Raw genomic sequence first — 17,872 nt, 5'->3', positions numbered from 1 at the left:
GTCGCGCGAGCGTGGCCTCCGCTTCGACGAAGCGGAGGCGCTCAACGGGCTGGGACTGCTGGCGCTGTCCATAGCCGACTACGGCGGCGCCGTGGACCACTTCGGCGCGGCTCTGGACCTGTCCACGAAGCTGGCCCTCCGCACGGAGGTGGCCCAGGCCCACGACGGGCTCGCGCGTGCGTATCGCGGCCTGGGGAACGCGGACCTGGCAGGGGAGCACGCTGCGCGGGCCGGGGAGATGCAGGCGCTCCTACTCGAGCAGACGGCCGTCGACCTCGTGGTCCGGCGTCATTTCGACGATCCTGGCGAGCTCGGGGGCGAGGGGAGGTGCGGGCCGCGTGGCGAGCCCGTCCACGGACACGGTGATCTGCAGGGTGAGGGCCGGGTCGAGCGCGGGATGGTCGCTGCGGTTGTGAGCGCCCCTGGTCTCCCTGCGGGCGAGCGCGCCGCGCACGGTCGCCTCGGCGACGAGCAGTGACCCGCGCAGGTCGAGCACGTGGGCCAGGTCGTCGTACCCCTCTGACGTGGGCGCCACATCGGCCTCACGCACCCGGGCGGTCAGCTCCTCGATGCCGATCAGGGCGTGCTTCAACCCGTCCTCGTCCCGGACCACGCCGCAGCGCTCCCACATGAGGTCGCGCAGGTCGCGCTGCATCGGACGGACGAACTCGGCGCCGCTCCTGATCAGCTCGGCGACCTCCTCGCCGGCGCGGGCCACGACGGCGCGCGGACGGGCGGCGGACTCCGACGCCCTGGCGTGGGCCGCGGCCGACTCGCCGGCGCGACGGCCGAACACGGCGGTCTCGGCCAGCGAGTTGCCGCCGAGCCTGTTGGCCCCGTGCACCCCGGCTGTCACCTCACCGGCGGCGAACAGGCCCGCCACACCGGTGGCCGTACTCGACGGGTCGACGACCACGCCGCCCATGGAGTAGTGGGCCGTGGGCGCGACCTCCATCGGGGTCCTGGAGATGTCGAGGAGCTGGTACTCCAGGAACTGCCGGTACATGCGCGGCAGCCGTTCCAGGATCAGCGCCTTATCCAAGTGTGAAATATCCAGGAAAATCCCTCCGTGGGGGCCGCCTCGGCCTGCCGCGATCTCGGTGTAGCACGCCAGCGCGACCCGGTCCCGGGTGGACAGCTCCATCCGTTCCCGGTCGTAGTTCGCCATGAACCGCTCGCCCAGGGCGTTGAACAGCCGCCCGCCCTCCCCGCGCACCGCCTCGGTGACGAGCGTGCCCGCAGCCTCCTCGGGGGTGAGCATGCCGGTCGGGTGGAACTGCACCAGCTCCATGTCGGCCAGCGTGCATCCGGCGCGCAGGGCCAGGCTCATCCCGTCGCCGGTGTTCTCGTCGCGGCGGGAGGAACTGCGCCGCCACAGCCGGGTGTGCCCGCCGGTGGCCAGCACGACCGCGTCGGCGTAGATCGCGGTCCGCTCGCCCGTGTCCAGGTCGAAGCCGAAGGCGCCGAAGCAGACCCCGTCGGACACCAGCAGGCTGGTGACGTAGAAGCGCTCGCGCAGCGGGATGCCCTCGCTCCTGCGCGCCAGCGTCTGGAGCATGGCCCGCCCGGTCCAGTCGCCGGCGAAGCAGGTGCGCCGGTAGGTGTGCGCGCCGAAGTAGCGCTGGTCCAGGCGCCCGTCGGGAAGCCGGACGAAGGGCGCGCCCCAGTCAGCCAGTTCCGTGACGGCCCTCGGCGCCTCGCGCACCAGGATCTCGATCATCTCGGGATCGCCGAGGCCGTACCCCTCCTTGTAGGTGTCGGCGAAGTGCTGCTGCCAGGTGTCCTCGGGGTCGCGGGTGCCGAGCACGGCGTTGATGCCTCCGGCGGCGAGCACGGTGTGGGCGTCGTTCCTGGCGCGCTTGCCGACCACGAGCACCTCGCAGCCGGCCTCCGACGCGGCGATCGCCGCTCGCAGCCCGGCCCCGCCTGCGCCGATGACCAGGACGTTCACCGCGTGGATGCGGATGTCATGCATAGGTGTGCTCCTCGATGTACTCGCCCTCGGGCGTACGGCTGACGCTGCCGGTCTCGACCCCGTGCTCGGCCTCCTCGCGCTCCTGCTGCCGCAGGGCGAGGCACAGGCGCCGGGTGACCTCGAAGGCCACGGCGGGGGCCACGAAGACGGCGACGCGGAAGAACCAGGTGACCGCGAAAAGGGACAGGTGGAAGTAGTAGGCGAGCTGGTCGTTGGACGCCGCGGCCCACAGGACGACGTAGAAGGTCATGCCCGCCGCACCGACGGCGTTCCTGGCCGCGCGGGAGATCCTGCGGTCGAGCAGCGGGTACGCCGCGAGCACGGTGAAGAACGCGCCGGGCACGACCAGGGCGGGGATGAGGATGGACAGGCTGACCGGGTGGCCGCCGACGACCGGCTCCCACGCGGGCATGATCCGCAGGGCGCCGTCCAGGAACCCCATGTACCACCCGGGTACCGCGCCGGAGCTGATCACGCCAGGCCGGTACGGCCCGTACAACCAGATCGGGTTGATCTGCGCGACCGTGGCCAGCAGCGCCAGCACGCCGCAGGTGGCGAAGAACAGCGCCGGCGAGTAGCGGTGCCTCGTGAACGATCGCCGCCCGACCGCCAGCATGCCGACCATGACGGCGGGCAGCAGGAGCACGTGCAGCCAGTAGAAGACCGGGATGATCCGATCGCCGGGCACGCCGTCGCCGAACATCAGCCCCGTCAGGAAGGTGCCGACGAGCGGGATCGACTGGGTGACGCCCTGGATCAGCCCCAGGCTGCCGCCCGACAGCATGTCGTCGGGCAGGATGCTCCCGGTCACGCCCGCCGCCATGCTCAGCGTGAGCAGGCCGATCCAGATCACCCAGGTGCGACGGAACACCCCGGTGAAGAACAGCCCGAGCAGGTACAGGCAGATCGCCGCGACGAACACCAGGGTGGCCCAGTGGTGGAGCTGCCGGACGAGCAGACCGCCGCGCACCTCCAGGCTGACCGCCAGTGTGGAGGCGAACGCCTTGCTGGCGGGCACGTCGCGCAGCGGGGTGTAGCTGCCGTTGTAGACGACCTGGGTCATGTCGGGGTCGAAGTGGAACAGGAGGAACACCCCGGTGAGGATGAGGACCACCAGGGAGTAGACCGCGACCTCGGCCAGGAGGCGGGTGTGCCGAGCTCTCATCGCCCCGCCCGCCGGGGAAGCTCGGGATCGGCGCTGTCCAGGGGCACGGCGTCCTCGCTCACCAGCCCGAGCCGCACCACCTGCCTAGGCAACAGCGCGTCGAGCGCCCAGTCCACCGCGACCCTGACCCTGTTTCCCGGCATGGCGTACAGGTGGTAGGCGCGGGTGACCACCTTCGCGAGCACGCCGGACATCGGGATCCCCAGCGGGTCGGCCGTGGCCTTCGCCCCGCCCAGGTCCACCAGGAAGCCCAGAGGATGATGCTTGTACGGCTTGGCCGTACGAAGCCCCAGCGACGCCGCGACGTTACGCCCGGCCACGGCTCCCTGGCGTTCGGCGTGCTGGCCGGTCATCGGGGTCGGCTCGCCCGGGTTCAGCAGGTCGGGCACGGCGGCGACGTCGCCCGCCGCGTAGATCTCCGGGTGCCCGTCGACGGCCAGGTACTCGTCGGTCCTGATCCGGCCGTGCGTCGTGGGCAGGCCGAACGACTCGACGACGGGGTCGGGGCGCACGCCGGTCGTCCAGACGACCGTGCGGGCGGCGACGAACTCGCCGTCCGTCAGCAGGACCCCCTCGGCCTCCTCCTTGGCGACGGAGGTGTTCAGCCGCAGCTCGACGCCGCGCTCGCGCAGGGTCCGCTCGGCGGCCCGCTGCAGGTAGGGGCCCAGCTCGGGGAGGAGGTGACCGGCGTACTGCACCAGGATCCACCGCGCCTTCAGGTGCGGGTGCCTGCGGGTGATGGACCGGGTGAACAGCTGGCCCACGGCCGCCGTCTCCGTGCCCGTGTACCCCGCGCCCACCACGACGAACGTCAGCCGCGCCCGCCGTTCCTCCTCGGTCTCGGCCACGGCCGCCAGCTCAACCTGCCTGATGATGTGGTCGCGGAGATACAGCGCCTCGGGGATGCCCTTCAGTCCGTGGCTGTAGTCGGCGCTCCCCTCGATGGGCAGCACCTTGTTCACCGCCCCGACGCCGATGACCAGCCGGTCGTAGGAGACCTGCCGGGCCCTGCCGTCCGGGTCGGTGTAGTGGACCGCCCGCCGGTCGATCTCGACGGCCGTCGCGACGCCGGGGAGCAGCCGGGCGCGGGGAAGCGTCGCGGCGAGGGACACGGCCGCGTGCCGCGGATCGACGATGCCCGCGGCAACATCGGGCAGCAATGGCTGATAAAGCATGAAATCGGTGGGGTTCACGATGGTTACGTCCACCTGCCGCCCATGCTTGCGGGTGAGCACCCGCGCGGCGTTGTATCCAGCGAACCCGGCGCCGATGATGACGACTCGTGGCGTCATGGCCTCTCCAAACTCTCAGTACGCGAGCAGCTTGGCGGGCCGGGTTGATGCGTTCGCTATGCGTTCGCGATGAGGACGGCATCGTGGACTCTGCCCGACGCCATCGAGTGCGGCGGGCAGACCATCCGCGCGGGCGACCTCGTCAGTCGTCGTCCTCGCTCGTGGACCTGGTTTCCTTCCTGACGACCGCGAGGTTCTTCGCGGTCGTCTCCGCCTTCTGGGTGGCGCGGTCCTTGCGGAGGACGTGGTGCTGGCCGACAACGTTCTGCGCGACCTTCGTCGCCTGCTCCTTCTGCTTCTTCTTCTTCTTCGCGGTCTTGGTCACGCCCGTGGGCTTCCCCTGGATCTTGGACTTGGCCGGGAGCGGCGCCGTGCCGGTCGCCTTCACGGCCTTGCCGCGGACCAGCGCCCTCGCCGCCACCTGGTCCGGCGGCGGGTCGACCGACAGCGTGTACTCATCGGGCGCCGTCTCGCCCTCCTCGTCGCTGGACGGATACTCCGTCCGCTGCAGTCCCTTCTTGCCGAGCTGGGTTGACTTGATCGCGGAGATCGCCGCCTCCCGCCCCTTGTCGGTGTCCAGGTAATGGAGCAACGTCGCCTGGTCAGGGGTCAGATCGTCCTCGTCGACGTCGCTGAGCCCCAGGAAGGCGGCGAGGATGTCCTTCGTTGTCAGCGACGTGGGCACCGGCCAGGCGTAGGTTCTGAAGTGGGTCGCCGAGATGTTCAGCACCATGTCCTTGGTCTTGGCGAGCGCGCCGAGCATCAGCCAGCAGTAGAAGCAGCAGAGCTTGGAGATGCCGATCGAGATCTCCGTCTGCTGGAGCCGCCCGTTCAGTTCTGCGCCGTCCGTCGTATCCATCAGGTCGACGATGGCCGCTTTGACGTCGCCCAGCCCTGGAGGATCCGTGAGCTTCTTCGCTGGCGTCTTGAGGGTGACATTCGAGGCCTTCCGGGTATCGAGGTTGTGTTTGCGGATGGCCGTCGCTCCCACCTGCGTCTCGGCGTGGACCTTCCTTTCCTTGGCGCCGGCGCCGGAGAACTGGGTGGTGTGCGCGATCACCCGCATTCTCTGCCACTGGCCGCTCAGCTCCTGAAGGAAGGTGAGCGTCTTGCGCAGCCGCCGCTCGGCGTCTCTGAGGTTGATCTCCTTCAGGTCGTCGCCCGTGCGGTTCTTCCGGTCGGTGAGCTGGTCGAAGAGGGACTTCGTCAGCTCCTCCGCCTCGTCGACGCCCTCCGTCGCCGCGGTCAGCATCGACTGGAAGTCGGCCTCCATCTCCTTGTCGGGGACGTTGGCGAACAGGCGGAGCTCCGCCGACTGGAGTTTGGCCACGGCCACGCATTCGCGTGACACCTTGAGGTTGGCCAGCACCCAGGCCAGACGGTCCAGGGCGCGTTGGTCGGGATCGTCCTCCATCTCCCGCACGCCGATCTCGTCAGGCGTCAGTTTCCCGCCCTTGGCCGCTTCGTGCCTCTTTTCGAGCTGCTTGACCACGAGGTTTCTGACGGCATCCGCCGGGGAGCCGAGGGCGACCGTCGGCCCGGGTTCGTCGACGGCGGTCCACCCGGGACCGAGCAGGGTGTAGCCCTCACTGGTCAGCGCGTTCTCGTAGTCGGCGAAGTTCAGTCCGAACTCCCTGCAGAAGGTACGGATGGACTTGCGTAGTTTGGTGTCGGCGAACTTGGCGCCCACGTGGGCGGTCCTGCCGAGGATCTCCGACCACGTTCCCGGCATGATCGCCAGCTTCTTGCCGATCTCGGCCCAGAGCTGCGGGTCGCCGGCGTCGGGGTGGGCCCAGGCCGCCATGAGGATCTCCTCCGGGGTGGAGGCGACGGTCAACCCGCCCGCGATCTTGAGGTAGTCGGCGTTCCCTTTGGTGACCGTCTTGACCAGCCCGGGGTTCTGCTGCGTGACCTGGGCGAAGGCCGGCGGGTCCATCAGCGAGAGCATGGTGCTCGTGGTGCCGTAGTTCAGGGGGTCAGGAGAGACGAACGTGTCCTCCGCCTCCATCTCCATCTCGGACGGGGTCTTGGCGCGCTTGGTGATGGTCATCGACGCCGGGGGCATCTGGCGTTCGACGTCGAGCATCTCGTCGAGGGCGAGCGGGGTGGGGGCCTCGCCGGAGGGCACGACCTCCATGGCGTCGGGCGTGGTCGGCTTGTTCTTCTTGGGCGACTTCTTGGAGGTCTGCTTGTGCGCTGTGGTCGAGGTGTGGCTCATGGCTCTGTCTCCTTTCAGCGCGTTCCGGCGCGGTACGTCACGACGAGGCCGAATCCGCGCAACGCCTCGCGATCCCCGGAGAACGACAGCCGCAGCCCGTTCGAGAGAGGGAGGCCCGGGGTGGACACCAGCTGCCCGTCCGCGAGGGCGGTGCCGTTGAGCGCGAACTGCGCCGCGCCCGCCTCCGCCAGGTCGTAGACCGGGTAGAGGCCGGTGATCTGCCTGCCGTACACGTCGGGCAGGAGGTCGGGGGTGATGGGCAGGTCCAGGGTCTCGCCGAGCGCCTCCCACGCCTGCGGGAAGTCGGCGGCCACGTCGAAGTACTTCGCCGCCGGGTAGGGCTTGAGCAGGCCCTTCACCGTGTTGGCGAACACGTCGCCGCCGTGCTCCGCGGTGTAGCGGAGCGTGATGACCACGTCGTACAGGTTGGCGGGCCGGTCGGCCGTGCGCAGGCCGGGCAGTTCGAGCAGCCACGTCGAGACCGCGCCCGTGCCCTCGAAGGGCAGGTAGCGCTCGTCGTCGTAACGCAGCTCGAACAGCCCGTTGTTCTCGTAGCCCTCGGCCACGTGCGACAGGGCGATGCGCTGGCCGGGACGCCAGTCGGCGCGCAGCGTCGCGGGCGGCGGGCCCTTGGGGTCGAGGAGGTACGCCACGGCCTTGGGGTCGGGGGTGAGGACGGTCTTGCTGGAGGTCTGGGTCAGCGAGGCGTTCACCGTCAGCGCGGTGCCCTCGGCGTCGACGAAGCTCAGCGCCATCGTGCGGAGCTGGCGGCGGTGGTGGCCGGGGAAGTCGTGGTCGAAGAACTCCTCGGTGAGGGCGAACTCGCACGATCCGGTGGTGTGCAGGTTCATCAGGGCGATCGGGTCGAGTTCGAGCAGCGAGGTGCGCCTGGTGATCTCCAGCGGCCTGGTGTCCGTGCTCGCGTGCGCCTTGGCGAGCCGGTCCAGGTCGAGCAGCAGGGCATGACCGGCGAGCAGGCCGTTCCTCCTGCTGTCCCAGTAGACCGGCTTGATGATCGACTCCGTGGTGCCGCGCTCGAACTGGTAGGCGCGCTCCGCGGCGCGGGCCAGCTCGTAGGCCATGCCGTACGCGGAGAAGTAGAGCTCGGCCATCCGTCCCGACATCCACTGGTAGAGCGAGGCGCCGGCGAACTTGTCGCGCAGGAACGCCGCGACCTCCTGCTGGTTGGCGATCTCGCGGTTCAGCACGTCGAGCTCGCGCTGGGCCATGGCGAGCTGCGCCGTCGCGCCCGCCACCTGGTAGCCGATCTGGGTGACCTCGCTGTTCGACGTGGCGAGCTGGAGTTCCCAGTCCTGTACGGCACGCTCCTGCTCGGCCCGCACCCCGAGAACCTCGCCCAGCATCGAGAACGCCTCGCCGAACGACTCGGAGACCGCCGATCCGGCATCGAGGGAGTCGCCCAGCTGCTCGCCGCCGAAGGAGGCGCCCATGATGAACGGCCCGACGTACGCCTCGGGCGTGGCGTGCGCGATCGCCGCGGCGATCTTGAGACCGCCGGACGCGAAGTGCGCAGCCGAGGCCATGGACATCATCGCGATCTGCGCCTCCTGCAGCGGGGAGGCGCCCTCGGCGATCAGCTGCTGGTAGTACGTCACCCGCTGGCCCGCCGCCGTCAGCCCGGCCTGGAGCGCGGAGAGGTTCTCCGCAGCCGCGGTGACCTGGGCCTCCTTGATCCCCCTGGTCAGGTCGAGCAGGGCGGCCTCGTGGTTGCTCTGCAGCAGGGACAGCGCCTCGGAGTCGCGCCGCTCCAGCACGTCGAGCAGGGAGCCGCCGAAGTCGCGCACCCGGTCGGCCAGCTCCTGCGCCCTGCGGAAGACGACGGAGAAACGCTGGTGCGGGACGTCGGCCGCCGCGTCGGTGACGGCGTCGGGCAGCCCGTTCGCCGCGACCCGCGCGACCAGCGCCATCGGGTCGATCGGCGGCTCGAACAGCGGCAGCGGGCGGCTGATCCCCAGGATGTCGAGCGACGCCCTGATCTTGGTGAGCCGGTCGGCCACCAGGTCCCAGTAGCCGCCGAGCGCGTCGTTGACCGGGACGTGGAAGTAGGGGTCGGCCGTGCTGGCGTGCACGCGGACCAGGTCCTGGCCCGAGGGCGCCCGGTCGAGCCTGCCGTACGCCAGGGCCGGGCTCTGGGGGAGCGGCGCGAGGCTCTCCGGCCGCCTGCCGAGCAGGTCGAAGGCGAGGATGTAGAGCATGCGCGCCTCGTCGATGCTCTCGCCGGTGTACTGGCGGAAGAGCAGGTCGCCCCAGTCGATGAGGTTGTCGATGTACCCGGCGACCACCGCCCTGCGGTAGGCGACCGGGCGCAGCGCGGCGACGGCGTGCGGGTCGAAGGGGTCGTTCCTGTAGGCGTCCATGAGCCCGGCGCGGTCGCCGAGCTGGTCGTAGACCTTGCCCAGCTCGGCGGCGATCGCGACGTCCTCGCTCGGCGACAGCCTGCCCAGGTCCGCCAGGGCGCGCCGCTGCGGCTCGGTCAGGTCGCCGATGCCGCGGAAGACCGGCACCAGCGACTCCAGCAGCGCGATCGCGTCCTTCAGCCGCCCGTCGCCCGACTCGCGCAGCGCCTCGGCCAGGGCGCCGGGGTCGGCGCCGAGGAAGGGCAGGAACCGCCAGTACTGGTCGGACCTGGTCGGGTCGAAGACGTACTCGTACCAGGTCCGCGCCTCCTCGAACCGCTGCGCCGCGTTGAGCGACTGCGCGATGAGCAGCGGCGCGTGGAAGAAGATCTCCCAGTAGTAGCAGCCGTTGGCGCTGCCGAAGTCCAGGTGGGTACGGCCGGGCAGCCAGGCGGGCACGACCCTCTCCTCGTGCACCCGGATCGTGGTCGCGTCCGACCTCCTGATGTCGAAGGCGGGCAGCTCGTCGGTCTCCTGGGTCGTCGTGTCGAGCAGCGCGGGCACCCCGCCGGCCAGCAGCCGCTGGTTCAGCTTGTAGGCGGTGCTCGTGGTCAGCCTGACGATGTCGTGCGGGAGCTCGGCATAGCTGTACGGCCCGGTGCCCTTGGGGTAGGTGGCCACCTTGGTGTCGAGGAACAGCAGGAGCCCGTCCTTGGTCTCCATCGCGCCGGTGACGCCGTCGGGCAGGTCCTCCCAGTTGCCCGCCGTGGGCCCGAAGCGCCAGTCGCCGACCTTGGCGTACCCCATGGTCCCCATCGCGTAGCCGCGGAAGACGGCCGTGAGACGGGCCGGGATCGTGATCGGGTAGCCGTCGTCGGCGAATTCGGGGATCTGGTAGTCGGGTGCGGGGCCGAGCGTGTAGCGGATCAGCTGGTCGCCGTTGGTCAGGAAGATCTGCTGGCCGGAGATCCAGGCCGTGTCGACGTTGCGCCACTCGGGCGGGCGCGGGGGGAACCTCGGCGGGCCGAAGGGATTCGCGCGGCCGAAGGTGCGGCCGATGGGGGTGAACCGCTCCGACCTGGTCTCCCCGGCGAGCAGGCGCGAGTAGCGCCCGCCCGGCCCGTCGAAGAAGAAACGTGTGCCGTTCGGCAGCTCGAACCCGGCGTTGACCCGGTCCCACGACGGCAGCCCGGCAGCGGTCCTGATCGTCTGCGGGGTGACCGGGTCGCTGGGCGCGGGCATCAGCGGGCGGCACAGGAAGCTGCCGCCCTTGTGGTCCACGCTGAACCACGAGGCGCCGGAGAGCCCGGCCGGCTTGTTGAACCAGACCACGGACGCCGGGTCGACGCCACCGGGCTCGTCGAAGATCGTCGTCACGTCGCCCGCGATCTGCGGCACGGTGATCCGGTCCACGGGGACCGTGTAGAGCTCGGGCGTCAGCGCGTACGACGCGCCGACCACGCCGTCCTCCGTCGTCGCCGTGTACGAGACGACGATGGCCTGGTGGTCGGTGTTGGGCAGCGGCCCCGGCCGTACGGCCAGCGCCACCTCGTGCCCGAGGTCGGTGCGCGGGGCGCCGGTGGCCAGCACCTGCGCGGGGACCCACTCCTGGTTGAGGTTCAGGAACGAGAAGTAGATCTTCACGCAGCGCTTGGCCGGCGGCGCGGACACCTGCTGGGAACCGTCGCCCGAGCTGGTGGCCACGATCGTGGTGCTCTCCTGGTGCTCGGGTGGGGCGTTCTCCACGGTCGACCAGAAGACGAAGGTCCGGTCGAAGGCGCGCACCGGGTAGACTTTCTCCGCGTCGATCCGCACGTCGACCTTGAGCCAGGGGCCCCACGTGGCCGACATGCGGTCGCCGTCGCGGAAGGTGGCGTGCCGGTAGTAGTGGCGGCGCGGCTCGGTGCGGGTGCGGCCGAACAGCACGAGGCTGCGCACCCCGTCGGACGGCACGTCGACGTAGCCGCCCGCGATGGCCAGGCGCGACACCTCGGTGTACTCGTCGAGGTAGCGCTTGTAGGCGAGCTGCGCGGTGACCGTGGTGACGCCGCTGCGCAGCAGCTCGTTCTCCAGCTCCACGAAGCCGGGCGTCTTGGTGTCGCGCAGCTCGGGACGCAGGTAGTTCTCCGGGTAGAGGAAGACCTTCCTGTTGGCCTCCCACACCCGGTAGTTCTTCATCCACGCCCACCACAGCCGCAGCCGGATGCGCGCCTGCTCGTCGCCGCCCGGTTCGAGGTCGAGCAGGTAGCGGTGGATGTAGAGCTGGACGGCCGCGATGGCCTCGCGGACCCGGGAGGTGGTGCCCTTGCCGCCCATCTCGACGTCGATGAGCAGCCGCTCGAACAGGTCGGCGGAGTCCTCCACGTCCGGCGTGATCGCGACGACCGCGGAGACGAGCGCGTCCCTCTTGAGTACGGTCACCGCCTCGGGAGAGGCGGACTCGCCGGTCACGGCGGCGAGCTTCGACGGCGCCACGCCCACCCGCCGCGCCAGCGCGAACAGCTCCACGGCCTTCAGCGCGAACTCCATGGGTGAGCCGGACGGCATCGAGCGCTGCACCCACATCAGCTCCGCCGGATCCCACCCGAACAGCGCGGCCATGGTCTTGTACGGATCCTCGTCCGGGGCCGTCAGGGTGGCGCCGAGCGCCTGGTTGAGCGCGGCGAACCGGGTGATCGTGTAGATGTCGGCCAGCCGGAAGTCGGCGGTGTCGGCCCAGCCCTCGGCGATCGGACGGGCGAACCCGTCGTCGTCGACGTACTCGGCGCCCCTGAGGAAGTAGACCCGCTTGCCCAGGGTGAAGGCGGCGTCGATGCCGCCCTCGAAGCGGACGGGCAGGTCGCCCCAGTCGTCCTTGATCGTGCGCGGGTAGCCGGGGTCGGCGTAGGTGTAGCCGTCGCCGTCCGGTGAGCAGCGGACGTACTGGTCGCCGCGGAAGGCGTACACCTCGCCGGTCGGGGCGGCGAACGCGGCGTCCACGCGGCCGTCGAAGGCGGAGCGCACCTTGCCCCACTCGGGCGCCGCCCTGCCGTGGGCGTCGGCGCGTATGTACTGCTTCCCCTTGAACAGGTGGATACCGCCGGAGGCGAACCCGGCGTCCACGCCGTCGAGGAACTCGGGCGGCAGCTCGGGCACGCCGAGGTCGCGGGAGAGCGAACCGGCGATGGCGCGCGGGTAGCCCTCGTCCGGCGAGGTGTACTGGTCGCCGGTGTAGCGGGTGTAGCGGTCGCCGGACAGCAGGTAGGTGGAGCGGCCGATCATCAGCGCCGCGTCGATCGGCCCGTCCAGCGGCCTGGTCCGCCCGGCGAGGTTCTCATAGGTGGCGTACGGCGTGCGCGAGGCGACGTGGCAGGCGCCGCCCATGAAGACGTAGATGTTGCGCCGGTTGGCGACGACCGCGTCGATCGTGGTGAGCGCGTCCTCGAACGACTCGGGCAGCCCAGGAAACTCTTTCCTGAAATTTCTGGCTATGGGCTTGGGGTAGCCGGGGTCGGCGTACACGTACTCGTCCGTGGAGTAGCGGACGTACCGCTCGCCGCTGAAGAGGTACGTGCGGCCCTCGTGGGTGAACGCCGCGTCGACGTGGCCGAACGAGTCGCCGGTCAGCGAGGTGAGCGGACCGAGCACCCCGTCGGCGTGGCGGCGGTACTGCTCGCCGTAGAAGAAGTACGTGGCCCCGTCCGCTCCTGCGTACGCCGTGGTCATCGTGCCCTCGAACCCGCGCCACAGCAGCCCGATCGGGCGCGCCAGCTCGGCGCCAGGCAGCGTGTAGGTCTGCCCAGACAGCAGGACCAGCCCGTCGCCCACCGCGAGCACGGCACGCGGGATCTCCTCGGCGTCCCAGAACCCGGCGTCGGCGAGCTGCGGATAGCCGGGGTCCGGCGCCTCGTAGTCGTCGCCGCTGTAGACGAGGTACCGCATCCGGCCGTCGGCGTCCGGCTTCTCGAAGACGTAGGTGGTCTCGTCGTCGACGTAGGCGATGCCCACGCTGGTCAGGCCGCCCCACACCGGCGCGATGTCCTTGGCCGGGCCGCCGTCGGTGAACCGGTCGCCGCTGAACAGGTACGTCTTGCCGTCCCTGCCCGCGAACCCCGCGTCGACCGCGCCCAGCCCGCGCGCCCGCCCCCACGCCTCGCCGATCGGGTAGTCGCGGTCGAGCAGGGTGTCGTAGCAGGTGTCGCCCTTGAACAGGTAGGTCGTGCCGTCCGTGCCCTGCAGCACCGCGTCGAGTCCGGACCTGAACCGCTCGGGGGTTCCGGCGAGGGCGCGCGGGCGCACCGGCTCGGTGACGACGCCGAGCGCCTCGACCCCGCTGCGTCGGCGCCAGCCGTCCGGGCCCTCGACGATCAGCTGGCCGTCCTCGATGAACGCGCAGCGGACGCCGGGGACCTGGTAGCTGCGGTAGCGGGAGGCGGACACGACGTGGCAGGTCGGGCCGCGGAACAGGTACACGTTGCCCTGGTCGGCGAAGGCGGCGTCCACCCCGTCGAGCTCGGCGCCGAGGTTGGCGAGCCCTGGCTCGGTCTTCAGCGTGCTCAGCGCGCGCGGGTAGCCGTAGTCCGGGGAGCCTCCCGTCCAGCGCACGTACTGGTCGCCGGAGAACAGGTAGGTGTGGCTGCCGAGCTGGAGCGTCGCGTCCACCCGCCCGGTGCGCGCCAGGTTGTTGCGCCCCAGCCCCCAGTACGTGGCGACGTTCGCCGGATAGCGGTCGTCGACCTCGGTGTAGTCGCTCGTGGAGTAGCGGACGTACTTCGGGCCGGAGAAGACGTAGGTACGGCCGTCGCGCCCGACGAAGGCGGCGTCGACCGAGCGGAACGGGATGCTGTCCCAGTCGTTCTCCAGCGTGCGCGGCGCCGACCACCAGCGCCGCCGTACGTCGAACTCGATGAACCGGCTGCCGGAGAACAGGTAGGTGCGGTCGTCGGCGCTGGTGAAGACGGCGTCCACCGAGGAGCCGAACGCGTCGGGCAGGTTCCACCAGTTGCCCGGGATCGGCTGCGGGTACCCCTCGTCCGGCTTGCCGTAGTCGCCCGTCGAGTAGCGCACGAACTGGCCGTCGCCGAACAGGTAGGTCTCGCCGTCGAGCACGAACGACGCGCCGACCCTGGTCAGACCGCCCCAGTCGGGAGCGATCAGCCGCGGGAAGCCCAGGTCGATCCGCGAGTAGTCGGAGCCCGAGTAGCGGATGTAGGTGTCGCCGCTGAACAGGTAGGTGCGGCCGTCGAGCCCGACGAACGCCGAGTCGACGACCCCGTTCGGGAACGGGACCCGGGTGGCGCCCCAGCGCGTCGCCGTCTCGACCGCCTCACGCGAACCGGTGAGGGAGACCGTGCGGCCGTCCTTGAACAGGTGGAGCACCCCGCCCTCGTCGGTGAAGGCGGCGTCGAGCCCGCTCTCGAACTCGGCGGGCACCGTGCGGAAACGTGTCTCGATCTTCAGCGGGTAGCCGTCGTCCGCGTGCGCGCCCTCGTTCTCCAGGCTCGCGATGTGCCTGATGACCTTGTCGCCGTGGAAGACGTAGACGCCGCTCGCGTCGGCGAACGCGGCGTCCGGCGGGCCGTCCGGGTCGGGCGCGCTCTCAAGAGGGGCGTCGAAGGGGTGGAAGCGGCCGTCCTTGCCGTGGAAGCCCAGCTCGCCGAAGTCCGCGGCCGGTCGGGGGAACCCCTCGTCGACCTGGCCGAAGTCGGTCGTGGAGTAGCGGATGTACTGCTCGCCGGCGAACAGGCAGGCCCTGCCCTCCTCGTCGACCAGGGCCGCCTCGATCGCGTGGTCGGCGAACTCGTTCCTGATCCTGCCCCACACCTGGTCGCGGCCCACCCAGCGCTGGCTGTCGCGCTCGCGCACGTAGGAGCGCGAACCGCTGACCAGCCACTCGGAGCCGTCCGGGTGCCTGAAGGCGGCGTCGACGCCGGTCAGTGACTTCGCCAGCGCGCTCACCTGCCCGCTGTCGACGACCACCCGGTCGCGGTAGCGCCAGTAGCGGTCGCGGCGGAACAGGTACACGTAGCCGTCGGAGCTGTCGAGCAGGGCGTCGATCCCGTCGACCCCCGCGGGCAGCGCGAGCGGCTCGGGGAAGCGGGCGGCCAGCCGCTGGCCGTCGAAGGCGAGCGCCACCTCGGTGGCCGACAGCCCCAGCTTGGCCGCCATCCTGGCGAACGCCTTGGCCCTGCGGTGCGCGAGGCCCGGCGCCCGCACGACGTCGGCGAGCTCGACCTCCATGCCCGCGCAGATGGCCGAGACGACCGGGACCGGCACCCCGAGGGCGTCCTGCGCCACCGCCAGCAGCGCGGCCGCCTCCTTGGCCGCCCGCGCCTTCCGCGTCGCCTCGATCTCCGCCACGCCCGCCAGGAGCTCGGTCGCGACCGCGTGGAGCAGCCCGAACACGTCGGGGATGAAGTCCTCAAGCCCAGGCAGGTAGAAGTCCAGCACGTTGGTGGGCCGGGAGAAGAACGCCAGCCGGTCCTCGGGTACGGCCAGCCCCTCGTCGAGGTCGCCGCCGCCGATCAGCATCGCCACCAGGCCCTGCTGCTCCTCCTCCGTGAACCCGAGCGCGCCCAGCGCTGCCAGGTCCAGCCGGTAGGGGCGCTGCTCGGCCTCGATGGCCAGCAGCCTGCCCTCGGCGACCGGCAGGTCGGTCTCGCCGGTGTCGAGGACCCGCCGCGCCTCCGCCTCGTCGGCGAGCTGCGCGAACGCCTCGGGGAGGAACGTGCACAGCTCAGCCCGGCGCGCGGCGAGCTGCGCCTGGATCGCGTCGAGCACGTCCGCCCTGTAGGGCTCGAACTCGGCGGCCAGCGCGAAGCCGGCGTAGTCGAGCGCGGCCAGGGCGCGCTTGTCGCGGTAGTGGCCCTCCGCGTCGATGTGCCGGTTGAACTCCAGGTTGGCCAGCAGCCCCTCGACCTCGAAGCCCAGCTCGATGGCGAGCGGCTCCTTGTCGGCCAGCTCGGCCCGGTCGGCGACCAGCTTCACGACCTGCGCGGCGACGTCGTCCAGCGCCGCGTTGACGTCCTGGACGTCGGCGTCGAGGATGTCGCCTTCCGTGCTCAGGTAGCCGTTGTAGACGAGGTTGTCGTAGAGCTCCTCGCGTTGCGGCGCGGTCAGGCCGGGCAGGTCGTCCAGGTCGGAGGGGTAGCACCTGCCGTCGAGGCGGCGCAGTAGTCGGGTCACCCGGTCGCGCAGCCCGGAGAAGTCGGTGGCGACCGCGGTCGGCACCTCGACCAGCGTGCCGTCGGCCGCGACCGATCCGAGGAACACCAGGTTCGCGAAGATCTTCGCGGCCAGCGCGTCGCCGAGCCCCAGGCCGAGGAAGTCGGCCTCGGTGGCTTCCGCCAGCCCGGTCAGCGCCTCGTAGGGCGAGGCCTCGGGCAGGGCGTCGAAGATCGCGCGGGAGGCGCGCTCGCTGAAGCGCTTCGAGACGAACATCGCGGGATCGGCCGCCTCCACGGCCGGGATGAACGGCGCGGCGTTGGTCGCGCGCGGGCCACCGGCGAAGTCGGTCAGGTCCTGCGCCGACAGCCCGTTGGCGCGCGTCCACCTCAGCAGCGCGGGCAGCGCCTGCGCCAGCCACAGCCCGGACTCCACGTCAGGCTCGGCCAGGATCGTCCGGCTGTCCGCGGCCTTCCTGGTCATGGCGAAGGGCACGGGGAACGTTCCATCCAGCACCGCGAGCAGGTCGAACAGTTCGTCGGCCGACAGCCCGAGCGCCGACATGAAGCGCGCCGCCCGCTGCGGCGCTGCCGTGCCGACGTCGCCCTTGCCCGCCTCGGCCAGCCGTACCCTGATCCGGTCCAGCTCCACGTCGCCGAGCTCCAGCGGCTCCACGGTGACCGGCGCGACCAGGCTCGCCACGACCGGGATCGGCAGGTCCAGCGTCCTGCTCACGTGGACCACCGTGGCCAGGATCCGCAGCGCGTGGCCGTCGAGCCGGTTGCCGCAGCAGGCGCTCAGCACGACGTCGAGGTCGGGCAGGGACAGGTGGGCGCGGTGCGCCAGCCGTACGAAGCGGTTGACCCGGTCCATCCACTCGGGCAGCTCACGGCGCGCGGGCAGTCTCAGCCGGCCGTCGCGTGCGGTGACCCGGCCCTCGCCCTGGCGGACGAACTCGCTCGCCAGCAGCTCCTCCAGCTCGGCGCCGGACAGCGACGTCCTGCTCCTGAAGAGCTCCGCGTCGGCGAGGTCCTCGAGCCGCTCGCGCCGGTCGGGGTTGACGTTGTAGTAGGCGCGCTGGTCCGCCTCGTTCGGCCTGGCCGTGGCCACGAGGTCGACCATCTCGGGCGACAGCCCGAGAAACTCGCGGGCCAGCACGTCGGCGTCGCGGTCGAACAGCCTGGACAACTCCTCGCGCCCGACGCGGCGTTCTGCGAGAAACACGCCGAGCCGTTCGTAGGCCAGGTTGAACGGTTTGTCGAAGGGGAACTTCGCGGTGCGTAACTTCTCGTAGGCGTCCGGTCCTACGAGGCGCTCCAGAATCTCCAGAACGATTTCCAGATAGGGGACCTCGTCGTTCGTGTGCTGCGCGTCGAGCGGGATTTCCCTGATGTCCGGCCTGCGGTCGAGCAGCGTGGCGCCGTGGATCTCGTCCTCCAGCAGCCTGAGCAGGTCGACCAGATACGCGGCCGGCGAGGTCACCGATCTGGCCGCGTCGGCCTTGCGGAAATCGAGATCCCCGAAAAGCAACTCGTAATTCGGCAGGGAATTCCCGCGCATGCTTCCTCCGGTGGATTTCGGGCGCGCATAAAATCGCAACGGCGTGTCATGGGGATGTGACGAGATCTCTGCCAGCGTGCAACGGCGATTAACTCGCGTCAAGCGGAGACTCTCACGCATGCGGATGAGCTCCTCGGCCATGGCTGGCGCGCCGCCGTAACC

The 17,872-nt window shown here is 70.7% G+C and carries 5 protein-coding genes; all 5 read right to left on the bottom strand.

Going from position 1 to position 17,872, the window contains the following annotated elements:
• Positions 1-250 precede the first annotated feature (250 nt).
• The 5 genes from ACIBG8_RS40120 to ACIBG8_RS40100 all read right to left on the bottom strand — a co-directional run bounded on the left by ACIBG8_RS40120 (position 251) and on the right by ACIBG8_RS40100 (position 17,710).
• Positions 251-1,975: an FAD-dependent oxidoreductase gene (locus ACIBG8_RS40120; protein ID WP_397348453.1), complete on the bottom strand. Its 1,725-nt coding sequence runs from the start codon at positions 1,973-1,975 to the stop codon at positions 251-253.
• The gene (locus tag ACIBG8_RS40115; protein ID WP_397348452.1) at positions 1,968-3,140 is read right to left on the bottom strand and encodes a cytochrome bc complex cytochrome b subunit; all 1,173 of its coding nucleotides are present in this window, start codon (positions 3,138-3,140) and stop codon (positions 1,968-1,970) included. Before ACIBG8_RS40115 ends, ACIBG8_RS40120 begins: the two co-directional genes overlap by 8 nt.
• Positions 3,137-4,432, bottom strand: a complete 1,296-nt coding sequence (locus ACIBG8_RS40110; RefSeq protein ID WP_397348451.1) for an NAD(P)/FAD-dependent oxidoreductase — start codon at positions 4,430-4,432, stop codon at positions 3,137-3,139. Before ACIBG8_RS40110 ends, ACIBG8_RS40115 begins: the two co-directional genes overlap by 4 nt.
• A 142-nt stretch (positions 4,433-4,574) precedes the next feature.
• Positions 4,575-6,650, bottom strand: coding sequence for a hypothetical protein (locus tag ACIBG8_RS40105; protein ID WP_397348450.1), 2,076 nt, complete (start codon positions 6,648-6,650; stop codon positions 4,575-4,577).
• Positions 6,651-6,664: 14 nt separating this feature from the next.
• On the bottom strand, positions 6,665-17,710 hold the full coding sequence (locus ACIBG8_RS40100; RefSeq protein ID WP_397348449.1) for a hemopexin repeat-containing protein: 11,046 nt from the start codon (positions 17,708-17,710) through the stop codon (positions 6,665-6,667).
• Positions 17,711-17,872: the final 162 nt, after the last annotated feature.

This window comes from Nonomuraea sp. NPDC050556 (genome assembly GCF_044457355.1).
Classification (GTDB): Bacteria; Actinomycetota; Actinomycetes; order Streptosporangiales; family Streptosporangiaceae; genus Nonomuraea.
This window is presented reverse-complemented; position numbering and strand designations above follow the sequence as displayed.